The sequence below is a fragment of the Euzebyella marina genome (assembly GCF_014855515.1).
GTDB lineage: Bacteria > Bacteroidota > Bacteroidia > Flavobacteriales > Flavobacteriaceae > Euzebyella > Euzebyella marina.
In genome coordinates this window covers 1,399,791-1,422,700 of record NZ_JACYFK010000001.1, presented here as the reverse complement: position 1 = coordinate 1,422,700, position 22,910 = coordinate 1,399,791, and the positions used below count along the sequence as shown (strand labels likewise).

At 41.1% G+C, this 22,910-nt stretch carries 13 protein-coding genes; 1 reads left to right on the top strand and 12 read right to left on the bottom strand.

Annotation, left to right across the window (positions count from 1 at the left end):
• Positions 1 to 14: 14 nt before the first annotated feature.
• Entirely contained in the window at positions 15 to 2,201 is a 2,187-nt protein-coding gene (locus tag IL356_RS05760; protein WP_225621395.1) for an acylase, read from the bottom strand.
• Between the two features lie 117 nt (positions 2,202 to 2,318).
• Here IL356_RS05760 and IL356_RS05755 point away from each other — a divergent pair, with 117 nt between their 5' ends.
• Entirely contained in the window at positions 2,319 to 4,058 is a 1,740-nt protein-coding gene (locus IL356_RS05755; protein ID WP_121850384.1) for an ABC transporter ATP-binding protein, read from the top strand.
• On the opposite strand, the gene IL356_RS05750 is transcribed toward IL356_RS05755, so the two are convergent.
• The 11 genes from IL356_RS05750 to IL356_RS05700 all read right to left on the bottom strand — a co-directional run bounded on the left by IL356_RS05750 (position 4,055) and on the right by IL356_RS05700 (position 22,903).
• Entirely contained in the window at positions 4,055 to 4,384 is a 330-nt protein-coding gene (locus IL356_RS05750; protein WP_121850385.1) for a 2Fe-2S iron-sulfur cluster-binding protein, read from the bottom strand. The genes IL356_RS05755 and IL356_RS05750 overlap by 4 nt on opposite strands.
• 183 nt (positions 4,385 to 4,567) lie before the next feature.
• Positions 4,568 to 5,626, bottom strand: a complete 1,059-nt coding sequence (locus IL356_RS05745) for an NAD(P)/FAD-dependent oxidoreductase (RefSeq protein WP_121850386.1) — start codon at positions 5,624 to 5,626, stop codon at positions 4,568 to 4,570.
• Positions 5,627 to 5,681: 55 nt separating this feature from the next.
• The gene (locus tag IL356_RS05740) at positions 5,682 to 5,924 is read right to left on the bottom strand and encodes a NifU family protein (protein WP_121850810.1); all 243 of its coding nucleotides are present in this window, start codon (positions 5,922 to 5,924) and stop codon (positions 5,682 to 5,684) included.
• A gap of 11 nt (positions 5,925 to 5,935) precedes the next feature.
• On the bottom strand, positions 5,936 to 7,075 hold the full coding sequence (locus IL356_RS05735; RefSeq protein WP_121850387.1) for an Mrp/NBP35 family ATP-binding protein: 1,140 nt from the start codon (positions 7,073 to 7,075) through the stop codon (positions 5,936 to 5,938).
• A gap of 178 nt (positions 7,076 to 7,253) precedes the next feature.
• A complete protein-coding gene (locus tag IL356_RS05730) occupies positions 7,254 to 7,916 on the bottom strand; it encodes an ABC transporter ATP-binding protein (RefSeq protein ID WP_121850388.1) in 663 nt (220 codons plus the stop codon).
• Positions 7,917 to 8,036: 120 nt separating this feature from the next.
• The gene (locus IL356_RS05725) at positions 8,037 to 10,436 is read right to left on the bottom strand and encodes an ABC transporter permease (RefSeq protein WP_121850389.1); all 2,400 of its coding nucleotides are present in this window, start codon (positions 10,434 to 10,436) and stop codon (positions 8,037 to 8,039) included.
• Positions 10,437 to 10,541: 105 nt separating this feature from the next.
• A complete protein-coding gene (locus IL356_RS05720; protein WP_121850390.1) occupies positions 10,542 to 12,974 on the bottom strand; it encodes an ABC transporter permease in 2,433 nt (810 codons plus the stop codon).
• 59 nt (positions 12,975 to 13,033) lie between these two features.
• Complete coding sequence (locus IL356_RS05715) at positions 13,034 to 15,448, bottom strand: ABC transporter permease (RefSeq protein ID WP_121850391.1); 2,415 nt, start codon at positions 15,446 to 15,448, stop codon at positions 13,034 to 13,036.
• Positions 15,449 to 15,754: 306 nt separating this feature from the next.
• Positions 15,755 to 18,136, bottom strand: coding sequence for an ABC transporter permease (locus tag IL356_RS05710; RefSeq protein WP_121850392.1), 2,382 nt, complete (start codon positions 18,134 to 18,136; stop codon positions 15,755 to 15,757).
• 36 nt (positions 18,137 to 18,172) lie between these two features.
• Positions 18,173 to 20,482, bottom strand: a complete 2,310-nt coding sequence (locus tag IL356_RS05705) for an ABC transporter permease (RefSeq protein WP_121850393.1) — start codon at positions 20,480 to 20,482, stop codon at positions 18,173 to 18,175.
• 21 nt (positions 20,483 to 20,503) lie between these two features.
• Entirely contained in the window at positions 20,504 to 22,903 is a 2,400-nt protein-coding gene (locus IL356_RS05700; protein ID WP_121850394.1) for an ABC transporter permease, read from the bottom strand.
• Positions 22,904 to 22,910: the final 7 nt, after the last annotated feature.

Sequence of the window (22,910 nt, the reverse complement as noted above, 5' to 3'; positions counted from 1 at the left end):
GGTTTACCAAAGTATTATCGATTTCCGAGAACATAAGTCTTTACTGCTCTTTTAAGAACGTCTTCACGATAATAGGGTACTTCTTTCCAATCCATTTGGGCGTACCTTTCTATTTGATCATCGAAATGTGGAGAATTAGGGTCACCGCTCTGTCCGCCTGCCAAAATACTTTTGGCCCGTACCTTTTCACCAAACTCAACGACCGCAGCAAAGCTATTGCCCCTTGTACCGAATATTTTCTTTGTGTTGTTGGTATAACTAACCCCATAGGCGGCTAGGGCTCCCCATCGCCCAGAGGCAAAACCAATGGGAATACTTGGCTTATCTTCGTCAAAAGATTGGCGAATGGCACCATCTAAACGCTGGTATCGGTTCACTTCTCCCCAAGGCATCTGCCACGTGCCGAAATCTTTTTCCAGTCTCTCTACCGTTTCCAATAAAATTTGAAGCTGACCTACATCATCACCGGTTTGTGCCCAGTGGTCCATCAATTCCATATAAGACATTCCTTCTGGCCTATGCATTCTTTCATAAACCAAGATTCCGTAAAAATGTGCTAAGGTCATCGCAACCGACTCTTTAGAGGTGGTATAATCCCACTTTCTCAACTCATCTATAGGTCCTTCTAACTGTCCGCCCGATTTAACATTATCGTCATAGGCCTTCACCAAGCTCGGTATCAGAACTTGAAAAGCAGGAAGATAAGGGTCGTGTGCCAAATGAATAAGACTATCCAAGGTAAAGTCTTTTGCCTTTTTCAATAGGGCAATAGCATGAATACCTCTATAATTTTCTTGGTCACGAGACATATAATACGGGTAGTCTTCCGCTTTCGGACTGTAATTGGAAGCTGAAGTAAAAGGGGTTGAGTTGCAATTTTGAATCCATCCGTTTGCAGGATTACGAACCAAAATGTTCTCATCAACCGTATGAAGCCCTTGCCAGTCCGTTTTAGGGTTGCTTCCATCAACGGGGTTCGAATAATCAAAAGAGGTATCGCGTTTTGGAATAAAATTACCGTGAAAATAAGCGATGTTACCCTCGGCATCGGCGTATACGGTATTGTTACTCGAGTTGGTTCTTATGTCCATCATCTCCCTAAATCCTTTATACCCTTCTTTCTTGGTTCGAACAAAAGATTGTTCTAATGCCATTGCGGGTTCCCACATCATGGCAGAGGCCGTCCACTGTCCATCAACCGAATGCGTAATCGGCCCATGATGGGTGCGATATATGGGAAAGGTCTTCTCCTTCATACCATTATCCGATTTATATTTAAGCGTTATTTCCGATTTTTTTACCGGTCGCAATTCTTCACCGTATTGGTAGAACAGTTTACCCTCGGTTTCTAAAATTGTCTCTTTGAACTCATCCATCACATCGGTATAGGTAGAGGTATGCATCCAACCTGTTTTCTCATTGAACCCTTGGTAAACAAAAAACTGCCCCCAAGTAACGGCGCCATAGGCATTAAGCCCTTCTTCAGAGACTACATGAACCTCGCCACGAAAATAAAATGAGGTATGCGGATTGATAAGCAACATGGCATTGCCCGACTTAGTAAGCGAGCCGGAAAGGGCAATTCCGTTGGAGCCTTGAGGCTCTGTCAAGGGCTGTTCTTGAGAGACCGAAGCAACACTATCTAGTCGGGAATGAGTTTGTTCTACATCACCATTCTTATAAAAGTATTTTATTTTTTCTATCGAAATTCTTTCTATATCGCCCCCAATAGAGCCTTCACTAAAATACATGGGCATCCAAGGTTCGAACCTGGTCAAGAGCCTTGGTTTCACTTCCGGATGTGTATGAAGGTAATAATTGATTCCATCAGCAAAGGCATCGCAAAGTTTCTTTAACCAATCGGGACTCCCTTCATATTTGATTTTCGCCTCTTCTTCTGTCATAAATAAATTCGCCCGCAGGTCACTATATAAATACTCTTGACCATCAACTTCGGCCAAGCGTCCTATAGCCCACAAGTAGTTCTGCTCTACGCGGTTGAAATCATCTTCGCACTGGGCATAGAGTAGCCCAAAAACGGCATCGGCATCAGTTTTGCCGTAAATGTGAGGCACCCCAAAGTCGTCGCGAATGATTTCTATCTGTTCCGCTTGGCTTTTCCATCGTTCCGCCTCCGATTGTTTTGTTCCAGTCGCACAGCCAAACACTAAAAACAGCAACATGCATTGAAAATATCTCATTTTCTGAAATTTAGAATTACAAGATACAGACAAACCTTAAAAAGAAGCCTATTGCTCTTACATCAATCGATATGTTAGTTGATTTGAGTAACTTGCATTCTTCATTCAACAACTCATATGGCGGAAAAAAAAGTAAGCATTCTTACTGCCTTTAAAACAATTATCTGGCCCCGAAGAAAATTGGTATTGCTAGGTCTTTTGTTGATTATCATCAGTAAAGCTGCCAGTTTTGTGGCCCCAGTTTCCTTACGCTATTTCTTGGACGAAATTGTGCCGAACAAGAACTACGACCTTCTCAAAGTTCTTGTAGCCGTAGTAATTCTATCTTTTTTGATTCAGGCGGTTATGTCGTTTTTATTGACCAAAGTACTCAGCATTCAGGCACAGTATATGATTTCTGAATTGAGGGCACAGGTTCAAAAACAAGTGCTTTCGTTGCCCATTCGATTTTTTGACAACACCAAATCAGGGGCCTTGGTCTCTCGAATTATGAGTGATGTGGAAGGAGTTCGCAATCTAATAGGAACAGGATTGGTTCAATTGGTAGGAGGCACGCTTACAGCCATCGGCTCATTAGTTTTATTACTGGGGATAAGCCCTACCATGACCTTACTTACGTTTATTCCTTTAGTGATTTTCGCCTTTATCTCATTGAAAGCCTTTAAAATTATAAGACCCGTTTTTAGGGAACGGGGTAAAATAAATGCAGAGGTAAAAGGAAGACTTACCGAAACATTGGGCGGTATACGTGTAATCAAAGGCTTTAATGCTGAAGAACAAGAAGGTAAGGTATTTGAAGAAGGTGTTGAGCGATTGTACAATAACGTTAAAAAAAGCTTGACTGCCACCGCCTTTATGACCAGTTCTTCTACCTTTTTATTAGGGCTTGCAACTACAGGGATTATGATGGGGTATGGTGGATACCAAATGATGCAAGACAACTTAAGTACGGGCGAATATTTTCAGTTTACTTTTTTACTGGCCCTTATGGTCGCACCAATAGTTCAGATGAGCAATATTGGAAGTCAATTGACCGAAGCCCTCGCAGGGTTGGACCGTACCGAAGAATTAATGAACCAAATTAGCGAAGCCGATGAAAAAGATCGCACCATCGTGCTTTCAAACATCAAAGGTGATATGAGCTTTAACGATGTTTCTTTTGCTTATGAGGAGGATAAAGAGGTGTTGCACCATATTAATTTTGAAGTCAACGCCGGTCAGGTAATCGCCCTAGTCGGCAGTTCGGGGTCAGGTAAGTCTACCATTGCCAGTTTGGCCGCCAGTTTTTTGAGCCCTGACGAAGGTCAAATTACTATAGATGGTAATGACCTTTCGAAAGTAGACCTGACCAGTTTTCGACAGTTTCTTGGCGTAGTGCTACAAGACGATTTTCTGTTCGAAGGTACTATTAGAGCCAATATCATGTTTCCAAAACCGGAAGCGACCGAACAAGAATTGTTAGATGCCGTTAATTCGGCCTACGTCAACGAATTTACCGACCGCTTTGAAGAAGGCCTTGATACATTGATCGGTGAACGAGGCGTAAAACTCTCTGGTGGCCAGCGCCAGCGAATCGCCATTGCCAGGGCCATACTGGCCAATCCGAAAATATTGATACTGGACGAGGCTACCTCTAATCTGGATACAGAAAGTGAGGCTTTGATACAAAAGAGTTTAACCGCCTTAACAGAAGGCCGTACCACTTTCGTAATTGCGCATCGATTAAGTACGATAAGAAAGGCCGATCAAATACTAGTGATAGAAAACGGACGAATAGCCGAAAGAGGTACTCATGATGAACTGATTGCCAAAGAAGGGCGTTACTACAATTTATTTACCTATCAGGCGAGAATCTAGCTTTCAGGCGCTAGTTCTACTTCAAGACCATCGAGGTCTTCGGTCATATGTATCTGGCAGCCAAGCCGACTGTTATCCTCCACGTTAAAAGCTTCCGCCAACATAGCGTCTTCATCATCTGACATTTCAGGAAGAACATGGTCTGATTTAACATAACACTGACAGCTGGCACACATGGCCATACCCCCACAGACACCAATGGTACCCTCAGGCGCCAATTCATACGAACGAACTACCTCCATTAGGTTCATGTTCATATCAGTAGGTGCATCTACCTCATGGGTAACACCTTCACGGTCGGTTATTTTTATTTTGATATCAGACATTGTACATGCTTTTGGTTCGGCACTTTAGTAAGTTATGTACCGCACTGTAAATTTTCGGCAAATATACGGTAGATTGTTAATCAGGCCTACGAGAATGGTAAAACACCACAAAAAATGACAAAATAGGAGATAAACGAACAACCTTGATCAAGAGTAAAGTATGAAACCTAGAAAAGTGAATCTCTAATCAATCGCTTTTACTACCGCTTTAGGAGCTTCTTTTTTAGAACCATCAAAACCGGTGACACCGCCAACGGTAGTATACTTCATTACGTACTTCTTATCAGGAAATATTCGTTGGTAGGCACTTTGGCACATGAGCGTTGCTTCATGAAAGCCACATAAAATCAATTTCAACTTTCCGTTATAGGTATTGATATCACCAATGGCGTAAATACCTGGTACATTGGTCTGGTAATCAAAGGTATCGACTTTTATGGCATTCTTCTCGATTTCAAGCCCCCAGTCACCGATGGGCCCAAGTTTAGGCGATAGTCCAAAGAGGGCAATAAAATGGTCAACTTCAAGTGTGATGTCCTCTATTGCCGTAGTTTTCTTTCGTATCAAAACCGACTCTAATTTATCCTCACCATTCAATCCTTCAATTTCGGCAGGGGTAATCAAGTTGATTTTACCCTTATTTTTTAATTGCTGAACTTTCTCTACAGAATCCAATGCCCCACGAAACTCATTTCTACGGTGAACCAAGGTTACTTCTGATGCCACATCTGCCAAGAAAATACTCCAGTCTAAAGCAGAGTCGCCTCCACCGGCAATCACCACCTTTTTATCGCGATATACTTCAGGATCTTTGACCATGTAAGACACCCCATTATCCTCATACTTTTTGAGGTTCTCAAGGAGGGGTTTCCGTGGCTCGAAACTACCTAGACCTCCGGCAATTGCCACTATGGGCGCTTTGTGTTGGGTTCCTTTGTTGGTCGTAACGATAAAACTTCCGTCCTCAAGCTTCTCAATGGTATCCGCCCTTTCACCCAAGGTAAAACCCGGTTGAAAAGGTTCTATCTGCTTCATTAGATTATCTACCAAGTCACCCGCCAAAACCTCAGGAAAACCAGGAATATCATAAATAGGTTTTTTAGGATAAATTTCAGCACATTGTCCGCCGGGTTGCGGTAAAGCATCTATCAAATGGCATTTCAATTGCAACAAGCCCGCTTCAAAAACGGCAAAAAGCCCGGTTGGGCCCGCTCCAATAATCAGTATATCTGTTTGAATCATTAAGGGTCGGATTAAATGGTGGTCGTATGTTCGGTCTCACGTCGAAACCGATAACTTACTCTCCCACGTTAACTACTTCTTCTATTTGCGGAGCATACTTCTTTATGGTCATTTCAACCCCACTCTTAAGGGTCATTTGATTGACCGAGCACCCCACGCAGGCACCTTCTAACTTTACCTTCACAGAATTTTCGTTGTCGATGGATATTAAAGAAATATCACCTCCATCGCTCTGCAAAAAAGGACGGATTTCTTCCAAAGCCTTTTCTACGTTCACTCGCAGTTCTTCAGCAGTCATTGTTGTCATACCTACTTTTTCTTGACGGCGGAACAGCCCGCCATTGTTGTTATTTTAATTGCCTCTGTCGGCGGTAAACTCTTGTTGCGCCCTACGACTTCTTGCACTACATTTTTGGTCAACTCTTCAAAGGCTTCTTCAACAGGTGTAGCAGTCTGCAATGCTGCGGGACGGCCTACATCACCAGCCTCTCGAATACTTTGAACTATTGGAACCTCACCTAAGAAGGGAACGCCTAAATCTTCGGAAAGATGTTTTGCACCTTCTTTACCAAAGATATAATATTTGTTATCGGGAAGTTCTTCAGGAGTAAAATACGCCATATTTTCAACAATACCCAGTACAGGAACGTTAATAGATTCTTGTTGGAACATAGCCACCCCTTTTTTGGCATCGGCCAAAGCCACCTCTTGAGGGGTACTAACCACCACAGCTCCAGTAATCGGCATTGCCTGCATGATACTCAAATGAATATCGCCAGTTCCCGGTGGTAAATCGACCAATAGAAAATCTAGTTCACCCCAAGCAGCATCAAAAATCATCTGGTTCAAGGCTTTTGAGGCCATTGGCCCTCGCCAAATTACTGCCTGGTTAGGCTGGGTAAAAAAGCCAATACTCAATAGTTTTACGCCATAGTTTTCGACCGGCTTCATCTTCGATTTTCCTGCGACATTCACAGCTAAAGGCTTTTCATTGGCCACATCGAACATGATGGGCATCGAAGGGCCATAAATATCAGCATCTAAAAGACCTACTTTAAAACCCATTTTTGCTAAGGTTACCGCCAAATTAGCAGTAACGGTAGATTTGCCAACGCCTCCTTTACCTGAAGCTACGGCCACAATATTTTGAATACCGGGGATGGGTTTGCCCTTTATTTCGTTTACCTTAGGTTTGGCAGGCGCATCGACCTTTATATTGACCTTGATTTTTGCCTTTTCGTAAACTTCACGATGAATGACCTGTAAAATTTCAACCTCTGTTTTCTTTCGGGCCTGTAAACTCGGGTTGCCAATAGTTATATCTATTTCAACCTCATCACCAAAAATCTGAACATTTTTAACCGCCCCACTTTCAACCATGTTCTGGCCTTCACCAGGTACCGTAATATGCTCAAGCGCCTTTAAAACTTCCTTCTTATCTATCTTCATTATGTAAAATCATTCTAAACAACAAAGATAACACTTAAGGTCAAGAAACTAAAGCCTTTGAATTGAAATGTAGTATGGAGTAATAGTTGTTCGTTATCGCTAGGTCACTTTAACATAAATACGGAGATGCGAAAAATTCCTTTAATCACTGAATTCAATTGACGATAGAGAATGTGGTTCAGACCATCCTTCCATCTAAAAGATTTATAACTCGTCCGCCATAGGCGGCATTTTTCTCTGAATGGGTCACCTGTACTATAGTCACCCCTTCTTTGTTCAATTGCTTGAAAAGATCCATGATTTCCTCTCCTTGGGCCGAATTGAGATTTCCAGTTGGCTCATCTGCCAATATCAACTTAGGTTTGCCAATAAGTGCTCTTGCCACCCCTACCAGTTGTTGTTGACCTCCGCTGAGCTGCGTAGGAAATAGGTCTTTTTTACCAACGATATTGAAGCGGTCTAACATATCGGCGACCATCGCTTTACGCTCTGAAGACGAATGTTTTTTATAAAGCAAGGGCATTTCTAGGTTTTCATAAACCGTGAGCTCATCTATCAAATGGTAGGCCTGAAATACAAAACCGATGTACTGCTTGTAAAGATTGGCCCTATGCTTTTCTTTTAATTGGTGTACAGACTCGCTTAGAAATTCATATTGCCCCTCATCAAAATCATCTAACATTCCTATGACATTGAGCAATGTGGATTTACCCGATCCAGAAGGACCCATTATGGAAATAAATTCTCCTTCTTCAACAGTAAGGTTGATGTCTTTTAAAAGAAACACCCTTTGCCCCCCTTGCTGTACCCATTTAAAAATGTTGTTTAATTGTAATAGCATGATTGTTTATTATTCATTTATTTCGACCGAGGCTCGATGTGAAAGTTAGTAGTTTCGTTTCCTAGGAAAAAACCAAACTTTCACATTTTACACCCTTGTTGAGAAATTTTATCTTAAAACTCATTCCGTTCGTAAACTCTTGATCGGATTTGCGTTAGCGGCCCTAATTGCCTGAAAGCTGACCGTTAAAATAGTAATGGCCATGGCACCGATGACGGCTAAAAGAAAAATCCACCATTCTAACAAAACCCTATAGGGGTAATCTTGCAACCAACCATTCATTACGTAATAAGCTATGGGAATGGCAATAAAACAAGATATCACCACCAGTTTCAAGAAATCTTTTGAAAGCATGTTCCAAACATTGAAAACCGAGGCTCCCAGCACTTTTCTTACCCCTATTTCCTTTTTGCGCTGTTCAGCTACGTAAGAGGTAAGCCCAAAAAGGCCCAAACAGCTAATAAGAATGGCCAATGCCGTGAAAACTGCCGAAAGAGTTCCGATACGTTCTTCCGCGGCAAACTTTTCACCGTACTCAGTATCTACAAAGTCGTATTGAAAAGGAATATCAGGAAAATGGGATGTGAACACATTTTCAATGGCAGCAATATTATCACTGGCACTTTGATTGGGGTTCAAGCGAAGATTATAGAAACTGTTATTACCGTACTTATCGAACCCATAAACCCCTTGTTTGACCGGCTCATATGGCGATTGGGCTATCATATCTTGAACAACACCTATAATCTTTTTAGGAGGAAAAGGGTCTTCTTCATCTTCATCTCTAATAAAGGTGCCTACGGGATCGGTCAACCCCATATATTTCATGGCGGTTTCATTAATCAATACCGCATTGGAGTCAGAGGCTAATTCCCTAGAGAAATCTCTTCCTTTAATGATTTTAAGGTTCAATGATTTGGCATACTCGGGCGTTACTTCCGTCCACGCCAAATCTTCTTGAAAACTATCAGGTTTTCCGTCCCAAGTGAAACCTCCCCTATTCGACCAAATAGAGGTGGTGGGAGCGCTGGATGCCGACATTTCGACCACAGCACCCGAGTTTATAAATTCGGTACGCATCAAATCGTACTTTCCTTCAAAATCCCTACTCATAACCGGTATTTGCACAAGACCTTTCGTATCATACCCGACAGGCCTGTTCTTGGCAAAATTGATTTGCTGCATTACGATTACGGTACCAATAATGAAGGCTACCGAAACCGTAAATTGTAAAACCACAAGAATCTTTCTGGGCAAGCCAGCGTACTTGCCGGCAGTAAAAGTGCCTTTAAGTACATTTACCGGCCTAAAGGATGAAAGGTACAAAGCCGGATAACTACCCGCTAAAAGGGAGGTGAAAATGATGAAAACCAGCGAAATCAACCAGAAGGTGATGTTTTGCCAAGGAAAAGAAATTTCTTTTCTAGATAGGTCATTAAAGGCATTTAAAAACAGTAACACCATAACTACCGCTAAAACGTAGGCAAATAAAGTAACCAAAAAAGACTCGCTTAAAAATTGATTAATGATTTGCTTGCGTTGCGAACCTATCGATTTACGAATACCCACTTCTTTGGCCCTTTTTTCAGATCGGGCCGTGCTTAGGTTCATAAAATTGATACAGGCCAAAAGCAATACGAAAGTACCGATGATACCAAAAAGCCATACATATTTAATACGGCCGCCTACCTGAACACCGTTCTGAAAACTATTGCGGAGGTACCAATCTTTCATCGGCAAAAGAAACAACTGCGGGTTAAATTCTGCTTCATCACCACTAGACTCTTTCTTAACGTCTTTAATAGTGCTAGTCACCTGTTCGATGGAGCTGTTTTCGGGAATTTCAACAAACAATTGAAACGAGTTATTGCCCCACTGATCTTCGGCATTTTTGATCCACTCGTAGAGTGTCAAGTATTTTTCCCACGGAATAATAAATTGCAAATCATTAAAGGAATTATTTACAGGTATATCTTCATAAACAGCGGTAACTTCAGCATCGAACTGACTGTTGACCTTGACCACCTTACCAATAGGTTCTTCATCTTCGAAAAGGGCTTCGGAAACAGACTTGGAGAGCATTATAGAATTGATTTTGCGCAACCCATCTTTTTCGCCTTTCAAAATGGTTAGCCCCAACATATCGGGTGCCCCTTGCTGCATATAATTACCGTCTTTTGAGAGGCTCTTTTCTTTATAGTTTAAATAAAGCGGCGTAGTCCACGATGACATGACGATATGTTTGAAATTATCATCATACCCTTCTCGAAGAGCCATCTCTAATGGCCTAGGTATTGCAGGGCCTGTACCGATATTGCCATTAAATGTCTGCGATTGAAAAATCTGGGCTATTCGATCCTTTTTCTCAAAATAATTATTGTGCGACAACTCATCGTACACCCAAAGACCTATCATGAGCGTAACGGCCATACCCAAGGCCAATCCTCCAATATTAATGGTCGAATAGGCCTTGTTTTTCATAAGGTTTCGCCAGGCAATCTTTAAATAGTTCTTTATCATGACGTTTGTTTTTGATTGATGATGCTTCTTTGGCTGTTCGTTGTTCGTAAGGAAAAAAGCAACCCTTAACTTCTCACTACTAACTAATAACTCTTTTCTAATAACTTACTCCGTTCGTAAACTTTTCACCGGGTCGGATATAGCTGCTTTAATACTTTGAAAACCAACCGTTACCACTGAAATAAATATGGCTGAAACGGCTGCCACCACCAATACCCACCATGGTATATCGATTCTGTATGAAAAGTCTTCAAGCCAACGGTTCATTGCATACCACCCTAACGGCAATGCAAACACTACCGCAAGCCCCACAAGCTTTAAAAAATCCAATGTCAATTTATAAGTAATTTGGGCCACACTGGCACCCAAAACCTTACGCACTCCAATTTCTTTGGTACGTTTTTGCGCATTGAAGGCAGCCAATCCGAAAAGACCCAAACAAGCGATGATGATTGATAAGGTAGTGAATACTATAAAAATATGTCCTAAACGTTGTTCGGTCTGATAGGTATCATTGAAAGACTCATCCATGAAATAATAATTGAATGACTGGCCCGGTGCCATTTCTTCCCAGACACTTTCAATCTGCGCGATGCTCGAACTGAATTCTCCCGGCTTCAATTTGATGGCCATTGAGTTCGAAAAATCGCCAATAATCATATTCCATGCCCCTATTTCATCTCGTAACGTCTCAAAATGAAAATTCCTCACAACCCCAACGACGGTATAGAATACGGCATTTTCATCTCCTATATTACTGGAAAACCTTTTGCCCAAAACCTCATCTGCCGACTGGCCCATTTTGGCCAAGGCACTTTCATTAATAATCATTGCCAAAGAGTCCGTTGGAAAATCTCTATTAAAATCCCTGCCGGCAACCACTGTAAGGTCTAAGGTGGAAGCGTAATCATAGTCTACAAACCAACGTTGCATTTGAACGGCATATTCTTGATCGGTTATTCCTTCCTCAAAATAAGAATTATCACTTCTGTTAGAGGGGGTCGGCAAATAACTGCTCAACGTTGCATTCTCGACGGAACTTAGACTTTTGATACGTTCTTTAAAAGCGAGCTTCTGTCCGCCCAATGTAAAGACATCGTTCAGCACCAATACCTGTTCCTTTGAATACCCTAGGTCTTTACCTTGAATAAATTGCAATTGACGGTAAATGACCAAAGTTCCCACAATTAAAAAAACTGAAATCGCAAATTGGGTAACCACCAAAGCGCTTCTTACCCTACCGCCACCGATATGCTGCTCACCACTACCTTTGAGTACTTTGACAGGTTTAAACCGAGACATAAAAAAGGCTGGGTACCATCCGGAAAGTAAACCAAGAACCACACTGCCCAATAACAACAACAACCAAAAAACAGGATTGCCAAAAGGCATGGCTATCTCTTTGCCCGCTATCTCATTAAAGTAAGGCAAAGCGATTACGGCCACTAACAGTGCTACCAATAAAGAGGCGAAACTTACTAGACCTGCTTCAGTCAAAAACTGGCCGACCAAACCCTTCTTTTTCGAACCAAGGGTTTTTCGAATACCAACCTCTTTGGCCCTTTTTAGCGAGTGTGCCGTTGAAAGGTTCATAAAATTTACACTGGCCAATATCAATAAAAACAGTCCGATGGAAGCAAGAATATAGATGTTCTCAATTCTACCGTTTTGACTCAATTCAACATGCCGGTTCGAATGTAGATGAATGTCTTGCAATGGGGTGGTATTATATCGAACATAATTACCGGAAGCCAAAAAGGCTTCTTCGGTTATGCCCGGAAAATAGCGTTGTACCGACGGTAAGGTATAGGACCTGAACAACGATTGAAGAGGCTCTTTAAAATTATCGATAGGATAATCAGGAACCATTTTTATGAATGTAAAGTAGTTGTGGCTTCCCCAATCTTGCGAGCGGGAATCTTCAAAACCAAGCATTGACATAAAAACGGTATGCTCACGTAGCAAAGAATTCTTGGGCATATCTTCTACTACTCCAGCAACGGTATAAATATCTTCGTTATTCAACCGAAGTGTTTTTCCCAATGCTTCGGAACCTTTAAAATATTTATAGGCCGAACTTTCGGTAAGCACCAAGGCATTATTGTTATCAAGTGCTTTTTGAGCGTTACCTTCGATAAACTTAAGACCGAAAAAATCAAAGAAATTAGGATCTACGTATGCCGACCTCTCTTCTTTGCCATTACTTTTCGAGTCTTTTCTTGAAATCAGCAAACCGCCCCAGTTTCTAATTCTCGTCACCTTTTCAACCTGCTCAAAGTCCGTTTCAAGAACTGAGGCCATAGGAGGCGGGGTTTCTGCCATGTTCATTACAGCTCCACCAAATTTGACATCGGCATTGACCCTATAGATTCTTTCGGAATCTGCAAATATGGTGTCGAAATTCAGCTCGTCGTAAACGTAAAGGGTGATTAAAATGGCCCCTGCCATACCAATGGCCAAACCGAACACGTTCAACGAAGTGATAAAAGGCTGCTTTTTAAGGCTTCTCCAAGCTATTTTAAAATGGTTCTTTATCATGTTGGTTGTATTGATATGGTTACTAGTTATTTTTTCTATTTACTCGACTTCGTCAGGACCTATTCTGACCGCAGACTGTTAGCCGGGTTGACCAAAGCACTTTTAATAGCTTGATAACTTACCGTTGCCAAAGCGACCAATAGTGCCAATATACCTGCCCAAAAGAAGACCTGCCATGATATTTCTATGCGATACGCAAAATCTTCAAGCCATCTGTTCATCATATACCATGCAATGGGTGTTGCGATTACAATTGATACCATTATCAATTTCATATAATCCATCGTGAGCAATCGATAAATACTCTTGAAAGGGGCCCCTAAGACAAGCCTAATACTTATTTCTTTTTTACGCTGTTCAACCAAAAACGCCGAAAGGGCAAAAAGACCTAAACATGCCACCAATATTGCGAAGAGGGCAAAACTGTTGAAGATTTGACCCATTCGCTGAACATCATCGTGCATTTCAGCAAATTCTTGGTCTAAAAAGGTATACTCGAAAGTCTGCTGTGGTACATATTCTTGCCAAATCTGCTCTATATTGTCAATAGCACTTCTTGAAGACGCAGCACTTAGCTTTACCGAGATTATACTGGGACTGTTACCAATTACCAGAGACAATGGCGCAATATCTTCTTTAAGGTTTCTAAAATGGAAATCGTCAAGCACTCCGATAATCGTCCATGCTTGACCATTGTTGATTTGTTTTCCGATGGGATTCTCATAGGCCAATTGTTTGGCCATTGCCTGATTGATCACAATTGCGGAAGAATCACTGGCAAACTCTTCGGAAAAAGCGCGCCCATTGGCGACCTGAAGCCCTAAAGTATTGATATAATCATAATCAACACGCCAAATCTGGGCAGGCACCGTACCATCTTGCGTACCTTCGCCTACCTTTTTAAAGCTATTTCCATTACGTTTGGTACCCTCTACCGGTAGATAATCGCTTATTGCCACATTTTTGACCTCCGCCAAAGCCAATAATCTTTCTTTAAATGATTGAGCGTTCTGGCTCAGTACATTGGCACCCTGCACCACCAAAACCTGCTCTCTATCGTACCCTAATTTTTTATCAAGAATGAAATTCATCTGCTTATAGATGATCAGGGTACCAATTATCAAAATGACCGAGGTGGTGAACTGAAAAACGACCAATCCGCTACGCAGGCTTCCGCTTTTACTTCCGATACTCAGGTTACCTTTCAAAACATTCGCGGGCTTGAATGCCGATAGGTACATGGCGGGATAGAGACCTGCAAAAATACCGACAATCAATGCGGCCAGTAATAAGGTCGGTAAAAACCACCATTCTGCCCAAGGCATTGTTATACTCTTGGCGGCCATTGACCCAAAAGTCGGCAATAACAACCAAGCCAATAACACCCCAATAACAAATGATATAAAACTGAATACCACCGATTCGGTCAAAAACTGATTGACCAAACTACTTTTATAGGCCCCTACTGTTTTACGCAGACCTACTTCTTTTGCCCTGTTTGCCGATTTGGCTGTAGATAGATTGATGAAATTGATTACAGCCAATAACAGCACAAAACCTGCAATAGCGGCAAACAGCCATACAAAACGTATATCGCCATGCTTGAGACCGTCGTGCATCTTTATGTCGGATTTGAGGTGGATGTCACTGATCGGTTGCAATTTGTATTCTAAAGTTTTTAGCACCTCCATAAAGCCTTCGCCCATGCCCCGCTCTACCTGCGCAGGAATATAGTAGTCTTTTAGAATACCCTTCATCTTGGCTTCTAAACCGGCTATATCGGTATTCTCATCAACCAAAATGTAGGTAAAGTAATTGGTAGTAAGCCAATCGCTATTTTTATCTTCAATGACCATGAGATAGTCAAAATCGAGATGTGACTTCTTTAAAGGGTCTACTTTTACCACCCCTGTCACCGTATACGGCCTATTGGTGTCATCATCTAGGTAAACAGTCTTTCCTATAGCGTTGCCATTAGGAAAATGCTTGGCAGCCCGTGCCTCTGTCATTACCAAACTACCGGGATTTTTTAAAACTTCGTTGGGGTTGCCTTCTTTCAAATCAAGTTCTAAAATCTCAAAAACCTCTTGGTCGGCAAATACGAAACCTTCTTCAAGATTGCTCTCAACTTCACCCTTAACGCGCAAGGCCCTTCTGCCAGCACCAAAAAGTTCACTTGTGTTTATCTTTCCCGCTTTCTGAATTTCAGGATAGGTAGACTCTAATGTCTCAGCAAATAGCTGTTGGAAATGAACCGACTTCAGAACCTCACCATCCATAGAACCCTGCAATACCACTCTAAAAATTCTGTCTTTGTTCGTATAATGACGGTCATAACTCAATTCATTCATGATGTAAAGAGCTATCAAGAGACAGGCGGCGATCCCCACCGCGAAGCCACCTATTTTGATGGCAGTAAACAGTTTATCTTTTTTGATATTTCGCCAAGCGATGCGTAAATAATTCTTTATCATGATTCATTCTTTGATGACGACGTTTTAAACTGCACTTTCTTTCAGATTGCTTTTTTTGACCTCCTTTCTACTGAATGGCAAACTAACTTCACTTAACCAACCACACATTATGATAAAAAGGAGGCATAAAAAAGATACTTATAACAGTTTGGTTTTCAACGCAATATTACACCTGCTATGTTTATGCCAATTTTCAATTACCTGATTTACAGCTAATTAAAAATAAGCGTCGATTACAATTGTAAAATTATTGGACAGTTCATGTACATTATTTTTACAGGCTTATCTTTTGAGCCTATGCTTCGATTATTCTGTTCGTAAACTCTTGACCGGATTCGCATGTGCAGCCTTTAAAGCCTGAAAACTAATGGTAATGAGCGCCACAGCTACCGTTAATATGCTTGACAAGAAGAATGACGACCAACTGATGTCTACCCTGTACTCGAATTTGAGCAACCAATCGCTCATAACGTAATAGGCTATAGGCAACCCAAGCAATATGGACAGACCAATTAATCTCATAAAATCAGAAGACAAAAGACTTAAAATCTGGTAGGTAGAAGAGCCTAACACCTTTCTGATACCTATCTCTTTAATTCTTGTCTCCGTATTAAAGGCGGCCAGGCCGAAAAGACCCAAACAGGAGATAAAGATGGCCAATATCGCAAAGTAGCGTGAAAGGCTCAGTATTCTTTGTTCAGTAAGATACTGTAAGTTGTAGGCTTGGTCTTGAAACGTATAACTGAAGTCGTAACCAGGATTGAATTTCTCGAAAACCTCATTCATCGAAGCCAAAGTATTGGCCTCTTCGCCCGATTTTACTCGAACCATTGCTAATGAGTGGCCCATGGGTGAACAACGAAAAACAACGGGAGATATGCTATGCAACACCGAAGCGGTGTGAAAGTTTTTCATTACTCCTAAAATCACTTTCTCTTCCCCCCAAAGTCTTACTTTTTTACCAACGGGATTCTGCAGCCCCATTAACCGGATAGCCTCTTCGTTGAACAATAGATAAGATTCCAAATCACCCATTTCTTTTGAGAATGTATCACCATCGGCCATTTGAATGTTCATCGTCTGTACCAGATTGTGATTAACATTCCTGAACACAAAATCTATTTCAAGATTATCGGGTTTACCTGCCCAATCGATTCCGTAGGTTGATGAGCCTCCGTCTTCACTAATGATAGACTCACTGATGGCACCAACACTTTCTACACCATCAACTTTCTCTATTTCATCAAAAAAAGAGGAAGATTGCTCAAAGGCCTTACCCTCTAAATCGATTTGAACCATATGCCCTTTTTGATAACCAATGGGTTTGTTTATGGCATAGTTGATTTGATCACTAATAATCAACACCGCAATAATCAGTATGAGCGAGGCGGTGAACTGAAAGACTACCAGGCCCTTTCTCGCCAAAAGCTCGCCCCCTTTGCTTTTAAATTTGCCTTTTAGAGTGGCCAGAGGACTAAATCTTGACAGATAAAATGCGGGATAGCTACCTGCTATTAGTCCCGTGATTATGGTGGCTAAGGTCAATACTCCGAGATGTTCGAAAATGAGGGTCAACCCTAAGTTCTTTCCCGTTATGAAGTTGAATACGGGCATAAGAAAGACTATTAACAACATTGCCACAATCAACGATAGCAGCGCCAAAAAAAGCGATTCGGTCAAAAACTGAACTACCAGATGGTTTTTGGTACCACCGACCGTCTTTTTAATACCAATCTCTTTGAATCGCTTGGTAACCCTTGCGGTAGATAAATTCATAAAGTTGATACAGGCAATAAGTAATACCAATAGCCCGATAAAAGAGAAAAGCTTGATATAAGTTATTCTACCCCCCGTTTGAATTCCATCTTTATAATTGCCATATAAATAGGTATCAGCGTACTTTCGAAGAAATAGGCTAAACATATTGCCTTCATTATATTTATCTACAAACCGATCTATTTTACTTTCGAAAGCCTTAACATCACTGTTGTCTTTCAAAGTAATGTATGTGTTCGGCCCCGTATTGCCCCATTCTTTGCCGTTAGTCCACATATCTTCCAACAATTTCTGTTTGGTAGCCACAAAACTGAATTTCATGGTCGAATTATCGGGCGTATCTTTAAAAACACCTGAAATCTGTGCGGTTTGATTTTGGCCGAACATAAAATACTCTATAGGGCTATTGATGGCCTTTTCAACCGAACCAAAGAGCTTAACGGCAAAACTCTCGGAGACGACAACTGCTTCTTTCTTGTTCAACACCTGAGAGGCATCTCCGTAAACAAGCGGAAATGAAAAAACATCAAAAAAATTGCTGCTCGCGAAAAGGCCCTGCGTTTTGAAGTTATTTTCACCGGCACTGAAAGTAATCGACATGCCCACTTCTTGAAGGTTCATGACCGTAACGGCATTTTCAACCTCAGGAAGGTCTTTTTCCAAAGCTTCTGCCAAAGGCCCTTGGGTACCATCGTGAATTTTAACGATACCGTTTTCTTCACTGCGCATCATTACCTGATACAACCTATCGTTATTCTCATGAAATTTGTCGACCGACATTTCATCGGTGACCCAAAAGAAAATGAGAAAAGTACTGGCCAACCCAATGGAAAGCCCCAGAACATTGATCAAGGAGAACAACGAATTTCTTCGCAGATTTCTCCAAGCAATTTTTAAGTGATTTTTTAGCATGATTGATGTTTTTTGATTGATGATTAACTCTTGTCCTTATTCCATTCTAAGCGATTCTATAGGATTTAAATTAGCGGCTTGCCAGCTTTTCCAACTGACGGTCAGAAGAGCAATGAAAGCTGTAAATAGCCCAACAGCTAAAAAGAGCCACCAATCCATTGAAGTTTTATAAGCAAAATTTTCTAGCCAACGGCTCATAACGAACCATGAAATGGGAACACCTATGACAAACCCCAAGAATACCCATTTTAAAAAATCAATATTTAAGAGAGCAAGCATTTGAACAGTCGAAGCTCCGTTGACTTTTCTAACACCTATCTCTTTCTTGCGCTGCTGCATATAAAAAGTGGCCATTGCCAAAATACCTATGGATGAAATCGCTACCGCTAACAGGGTGAAATAGCTAATGATTTTTCCTGTTCTTTCCTCCTTCTCATACCAGTGATTTATGGCACTATCAACAAATTGTATTTCATATTCAACATCTCCAATTAGTTGGGAATAAACAGACTTAAGCTGTTCTGTAATCTCAAGAAGATTGGTACCATTGATTTTTACAAATAGGTTTGTTGGGTAGCGGTTCTCATCTTGCTGTCGAATCATCAACGGGCCAATTTGATCCTTCAGCTGTCTAAAGTTAAAATCTTGTACCACCCCTAAAACCGGGAGTTCTTCATCATGAAATTTAAAAGAAGAGGTTTGCTCGTTGAGCTGCAAAGTATTGTACCCTGTTTCATTAAGATAGACCCCGTTGCCCGCATAGGCGGTCTTGGTATCTTTGATTTTTATATCGAAGACGTTAAAGAACGAAGAGTCTACGGCGATTTCCTGAAAGCTTACCGATTCTTCATTGAAATCAAATGTTTGGTTGTTACCTCCGTCAAGAGGGCTATGCCATGTTAATGACACTTCTTGAACCCCGGTAATTTTTTCCAACTCATTTTTAATCGTCTTTTTCTGCGAGTTGCTTCCTAAATACTCCATAAAGACAATGTTGTCTTTTGAAAACCCCAAATCTTTATTCCTTAAAAAATCAGTTTGCTTTAGAATTATCCAACTACAAGAAAGAAGAGCAATCGCAACACTATACTGAAAAGTGATAAATACCTTCGAGTAGACGCTTCTAGATTTGGCCCTCAATTCACCTTTTACCACTTCTATCGGTTTAAAACTTGAGATTTTAATAGCCGGCACCAATCCGGAAATAAGTCCGATGACGCTCACGGCACCTAAAAGAGCTAAAATCGACCGAAGATTCAGAATCTGTTCAAACTGTAACTCAGTTTCTAAAAGATTATTCACCAAGGGTTCGAAAAGTATTGCCAGAACAACAGCCAACAAAATGGCCATGAAACAAAGAATGAAAGATTCAAAAACCAATTGCTTCATCAACTGGTGTTTTGAGCCTCCCAATAATTTTTTTACCGCCACCTCCTTGCCCCTAAATGTTGACTGTGCTATGGTAAGATTGATATAATTGCCTATTGCCAAAACCAATATCAAAAAAACTATGGCCGATAAAACCGAGATGAGAGCCATGCTCGAGCTTTTCGTTCCGTTACCTTCTTTAGAACTAAAATAGACCTCTTTCAAAGGGGTAAACACTACAGTATTTGCCCAACCTTCTTTATACAACCAAAAATCCTTTTTAAAATTCTTTAGAATTTCAGAAGCCTTTGATGACAGTATAGCGTTTGGCCTTTCTAACAAGTAAATACTGAGTGAGCACCAACCATATTCTTCAAGTATATTCTCAAACTGCCAGATTTTTTTAAAAGCCGCCAAGTTGATGAGAGCATCTTGCTTGTTGAAATGGGTATTATCCGGAAAATCGTCCATAATTCCGGTGATTGTAAATTTCTTTTCGGTGTCTATAAAAATCGTTTCCCCAACTATATCTATAGAACCGAACAACCGTAGGGCCGTTGCTTTTGAAAGAACAATACCGTCTATCGTTTGTAAGACCTCATTTTTATCTCCCTTTAGAAGTGGAAAAGAGAATAGATTGAAAAAAGATCCGTCAACCCCCAGATAGTCGAATTTTATTTTTTTCCCGTCCGATTTAGATATTCGACCTGAATGATTAAAGACCCGGGTAAAATCTTCTATTTCAGGATATAGATTTTTTAAATCGGTGGCTATGGGCGCCGAAAATTCGGTCGATTCGTGCTCTAACCGATAGACTCTATCTTTTTTGGTCTGAAAATCATCAATGGATAGCTGGTTTTTGATGTAAACGCCTAGTAATAAAGCAAACGCCAATGACAACGCGAACCCAAAAACAGTGACCAGAGTGTACATTCTGTTTCTTAGCAAATACCTGAAATACGATTTTATTACCAGCATAAATTGGCTATTCTCGATTAATCATTCCGTTCTCAAACTTTTTACAGGGTTGGCCCTTGCCGCTTTTATGGCCTGAAAACTTACGGTGGCCAAGGCTATGGCCAATGCAATTCCTCCTGAGAGCGCAAAAATCCACCATTGTATGTCAATCTGATATGCATAGTCGTTTAACCATTTGTTCATGGCATACCAAGAAAAGGGCGTCGCAATCAAAATGGCCAGCAATACCAACTTCAAAAAATCTTTTGACAATAGTAAGGCAATACTAGATACTTCGGCCCCCAAAACCTTGCGCACGCCAATCTCCTTGGTTCGTTGTACCGCGCTGTAGGTCGCCAACCCCAACAATCCTAAGCAGGCAATTAAAATGGCCAGAAAGGAAAAAATGGTAAATAGATTCTTGAACTTAAAATCAGCTTCATACTGTTGGTTAAAGGATTGGTCCAAAAAGCTATATAAAAAAGGACGGTGGGGAGCCAGTTCTTCCCATTTTGTTTCAATATTTGATATTGCACTTTGAATATTGTCAGATTTCACCTTTAAAGAAAGGTATTTACCATACTGTGAATAACGCAAAGTCAATGGTGCTACCTTTTGGTGAAGAGACAAGTAATTGAAGTCTTTTACCACTCCGATAATCGTACCCTCACGACCCCACTGTTCAAAACGTTTGCCGATTATTTCCTCTGGGTTCGAATATCCAAAACTTTTGACCGCAGCTTCATTTACTACCAAGGCCTGAGTAGAATCTGTCACAAACTCTCGTGAATACGGTCGCCCTGCAACAACCTCTATCTCATAATGCGGGATAAAGTCAAAATCAATTTCATAGAGAAAAGGGCCAAAATTTTCCATTTGTCCTTCCTTTGTTTGAATATTGGTTCCCGCGGCAGGAAAATAACTTCCCGGTACGGTTCGCGAACCAGCGACCGAAACCACTTCAGGTAGTTCCATGAACTGGCTCTTTATAGTTTCCATATTGTCCAGTACTTCCCCGTCCCAATTAAAATCGATGACCAGTTGCTGTTCCCTGTCAAATCCGAGATTTTTGTCCAACATGAACCCCAGCTGAAAATACACGATTATGGTACTCGCTATTAAAGCTATGGATAGGCTAAACTGAAATACAACCAATCCTTTTCTTAGCCTATTTCCATTTTGTGATGTTCTAAAAACACCTTTTAACACGCTTGATGGCTTAAAGCTTGAAAGTACAAAAGCAGGATAGCTACCGGATAATAGACCGATGAACAAGGCCATTGCCGCATATAAAAACAGTGTAGAACCATCTAAAATTTCCTGTGGTAAAAATGGTTTTCCAGTGATTTCCCGCATCGCAGGAAGGCATAGAAATGCCAATGTAAGACCTAATACCGATGCTAAAAACACCATGGTCAACGACTCTCCCAGAAACTGGTACACCAAGCCCTTTTTATTCGCTCCTATCACCTTTCTGATACCGACTTCCTTCGCTCTTTCCAGAGAACGAGCAGTTGCCAAATTCATAAAATTGATGCAGGCAATGATTAGTATGAAAAGTCCAATAATGGCAAAGATGTAGAGGTTGGAAAGGCTGCCAGTAATACCCGGTTGCCTTGCGGCTTCTGACTGTAGATAGGCCTCTCTTAATGGTTCAAACGAAAGGTCATAATAGTATTTCGCATCTTCTTTTGGGCGATTTCTTTCTAGGAACGCCGGCATTTTGGCCTGAAATGCCTGTTGGTCAAAATTCTCATCGACCAAAAAATAGGTGTAGAAATCAACGTAGCCCCAATAATCGAAAATTTCAGGCCTGGTTTGATAAAATGAGGTCATCGACATGAGAACATCAAAATTAAAATGTGAATTTGAGGGAACATCCTTAATTATGCCCGTTACGGTATAAACACCATCGTTGGCCCTTCCGCCTACGCCTTCAATAGCCTTGCCCATTGGGTCCTCATCCCCAAAATATTTCTTTGCGGTACTTTCCGTCAAAACGATAGAGTATGGAGCTTCCAAAGCTGTATCAGGATTTCCGGAAATTAATGGCCATGTAAAAACATCAAATACCGTTGGATCCATATAAAAGCAATTGCTCTCTTGGAAGGAACGTTCGTTATACTCTAAAAGAACATCTGATCTGCCAGAAAATTGAACTATCTCCAGTACTTCTGGAAAGTCGGATTTTAAAGCGGGACCTACCGGAGCATTCCCCCAGATCCATTGGTCTTCCAAATTATTCTCACTTCCATGATGTACTATTCTAAAGATTCTATCTCCCTTTTCGTGATAGCTATCGTACGAAAGTTCGTTTTTAATGAACATGGCAATCAATAAAAAGCAGGTCATGCCAATGGCCAAACCACCGATATTGATGGCCGAATACCCTTTTTTCTTCGATAAGTTTCGCCAGGCGATCTTTAAATAACTTTTAAACATGACTCGT

What these genes read in the sequence shown, in the direction of transcription:
- IL356_RS05760 (WP_225621395.1), bottom strand. Translation starts at nt 2,201, where the DNA reads ATGAGATATTTTCAATGCATGTTGCTGTTTTTAGTGTTTGGCTGTGCG.
- IL356_RS05755 (WP_121850384.1), top strand. Translation starts at nt 2,319, where the DNA reads ATGGCGGAAAAAAAAGTAAGCATTCTTACTGCCTTTAAAACAATTATC.
- IL356_RS05750 (WP_121850385.1), bottom strand. Translation starts at nt 4,384, where the DNA reads ATGTCTGATATCAAAATAAAAATAACCGACCGTGAAGGTGTTACCCAT.
- IL356_RS05745 (WP_121850386.1), bottom strand. Translation starts at nt 5,626, where the DNA reads ATGATTCAAACAGATATACTGATTATTGGAGCGGGCCCAACCGGGCTT.
- IL356_RS05740 (WP_121850810.1), bottom strand. Translation starts at nt 5,924, where the DNA reads ATGACTGCTGAAGAACTGCGAGTGAACGTAGAAAAGGCTTTGGAAGAA.
- IL356_RS05735 (WP_121850387.1), bottom strand. Translation starts at nt 7,075, where the DNA reads ATGAAGATAGATAAGAAGGAAGTTTTAAAGGCGCTTGAGCATATTACG.
- IL356_RS05730 (WP_121850388.1), bottom strand. Translation starts at nt 7,916, where the DNA reads ATGCTATTACAATTAAACAACATTTTTAAATGGGTACAGCAAGGGGGG.
- IL356_RS05725 (WP_121850389.1), bottom strand. Translation starts at nt 10,436, where the DNA reads ATGATAAAGAACTATTTAAAGATTGCCTGGCGAAACCTTATGAAAAAC.
- IL356_RS05720 (WP_121850390.1), bottom strand. Translation starts at nt 12,974, where the DNA reads ATGATAAAGAACCATTTTAAAATAGCTTGGAGAAGCCTTAAAAAGCAG.
- IL356_RS05715 (WP_121850391.1), bottom strand. Translation starts at nt 15,448, where the DNA reads ATGATAAAGAATTATTTACGCATCGCTTGGCGAAATATCAAAAAAGAT.
- IL356_RS05710 (WP_121850392.1), bottom strand. Translation starts at nt 18,136, where the DNA reads ATGCTAAAAAATCACTTAAAAATTGCTTGGAGAAATCTGCGAAGAAAT.
- IL356_RS05705 (WP_121850393.1), bottom strand. Translation starts at nt 20,482, where the DNA reads ATGCTGGTAATAAAATCGTATTTCAGGTATTTGCTAAGAAACAGAATG.
- IL356_RS05700 (WP_121850394.1), bottom strand. Translation starts at nt 22,903, where the DNA reads ATGTTTAAAAGTTATTTAAAGATCGCCTGGCGAAACTTATCGAAGAAA.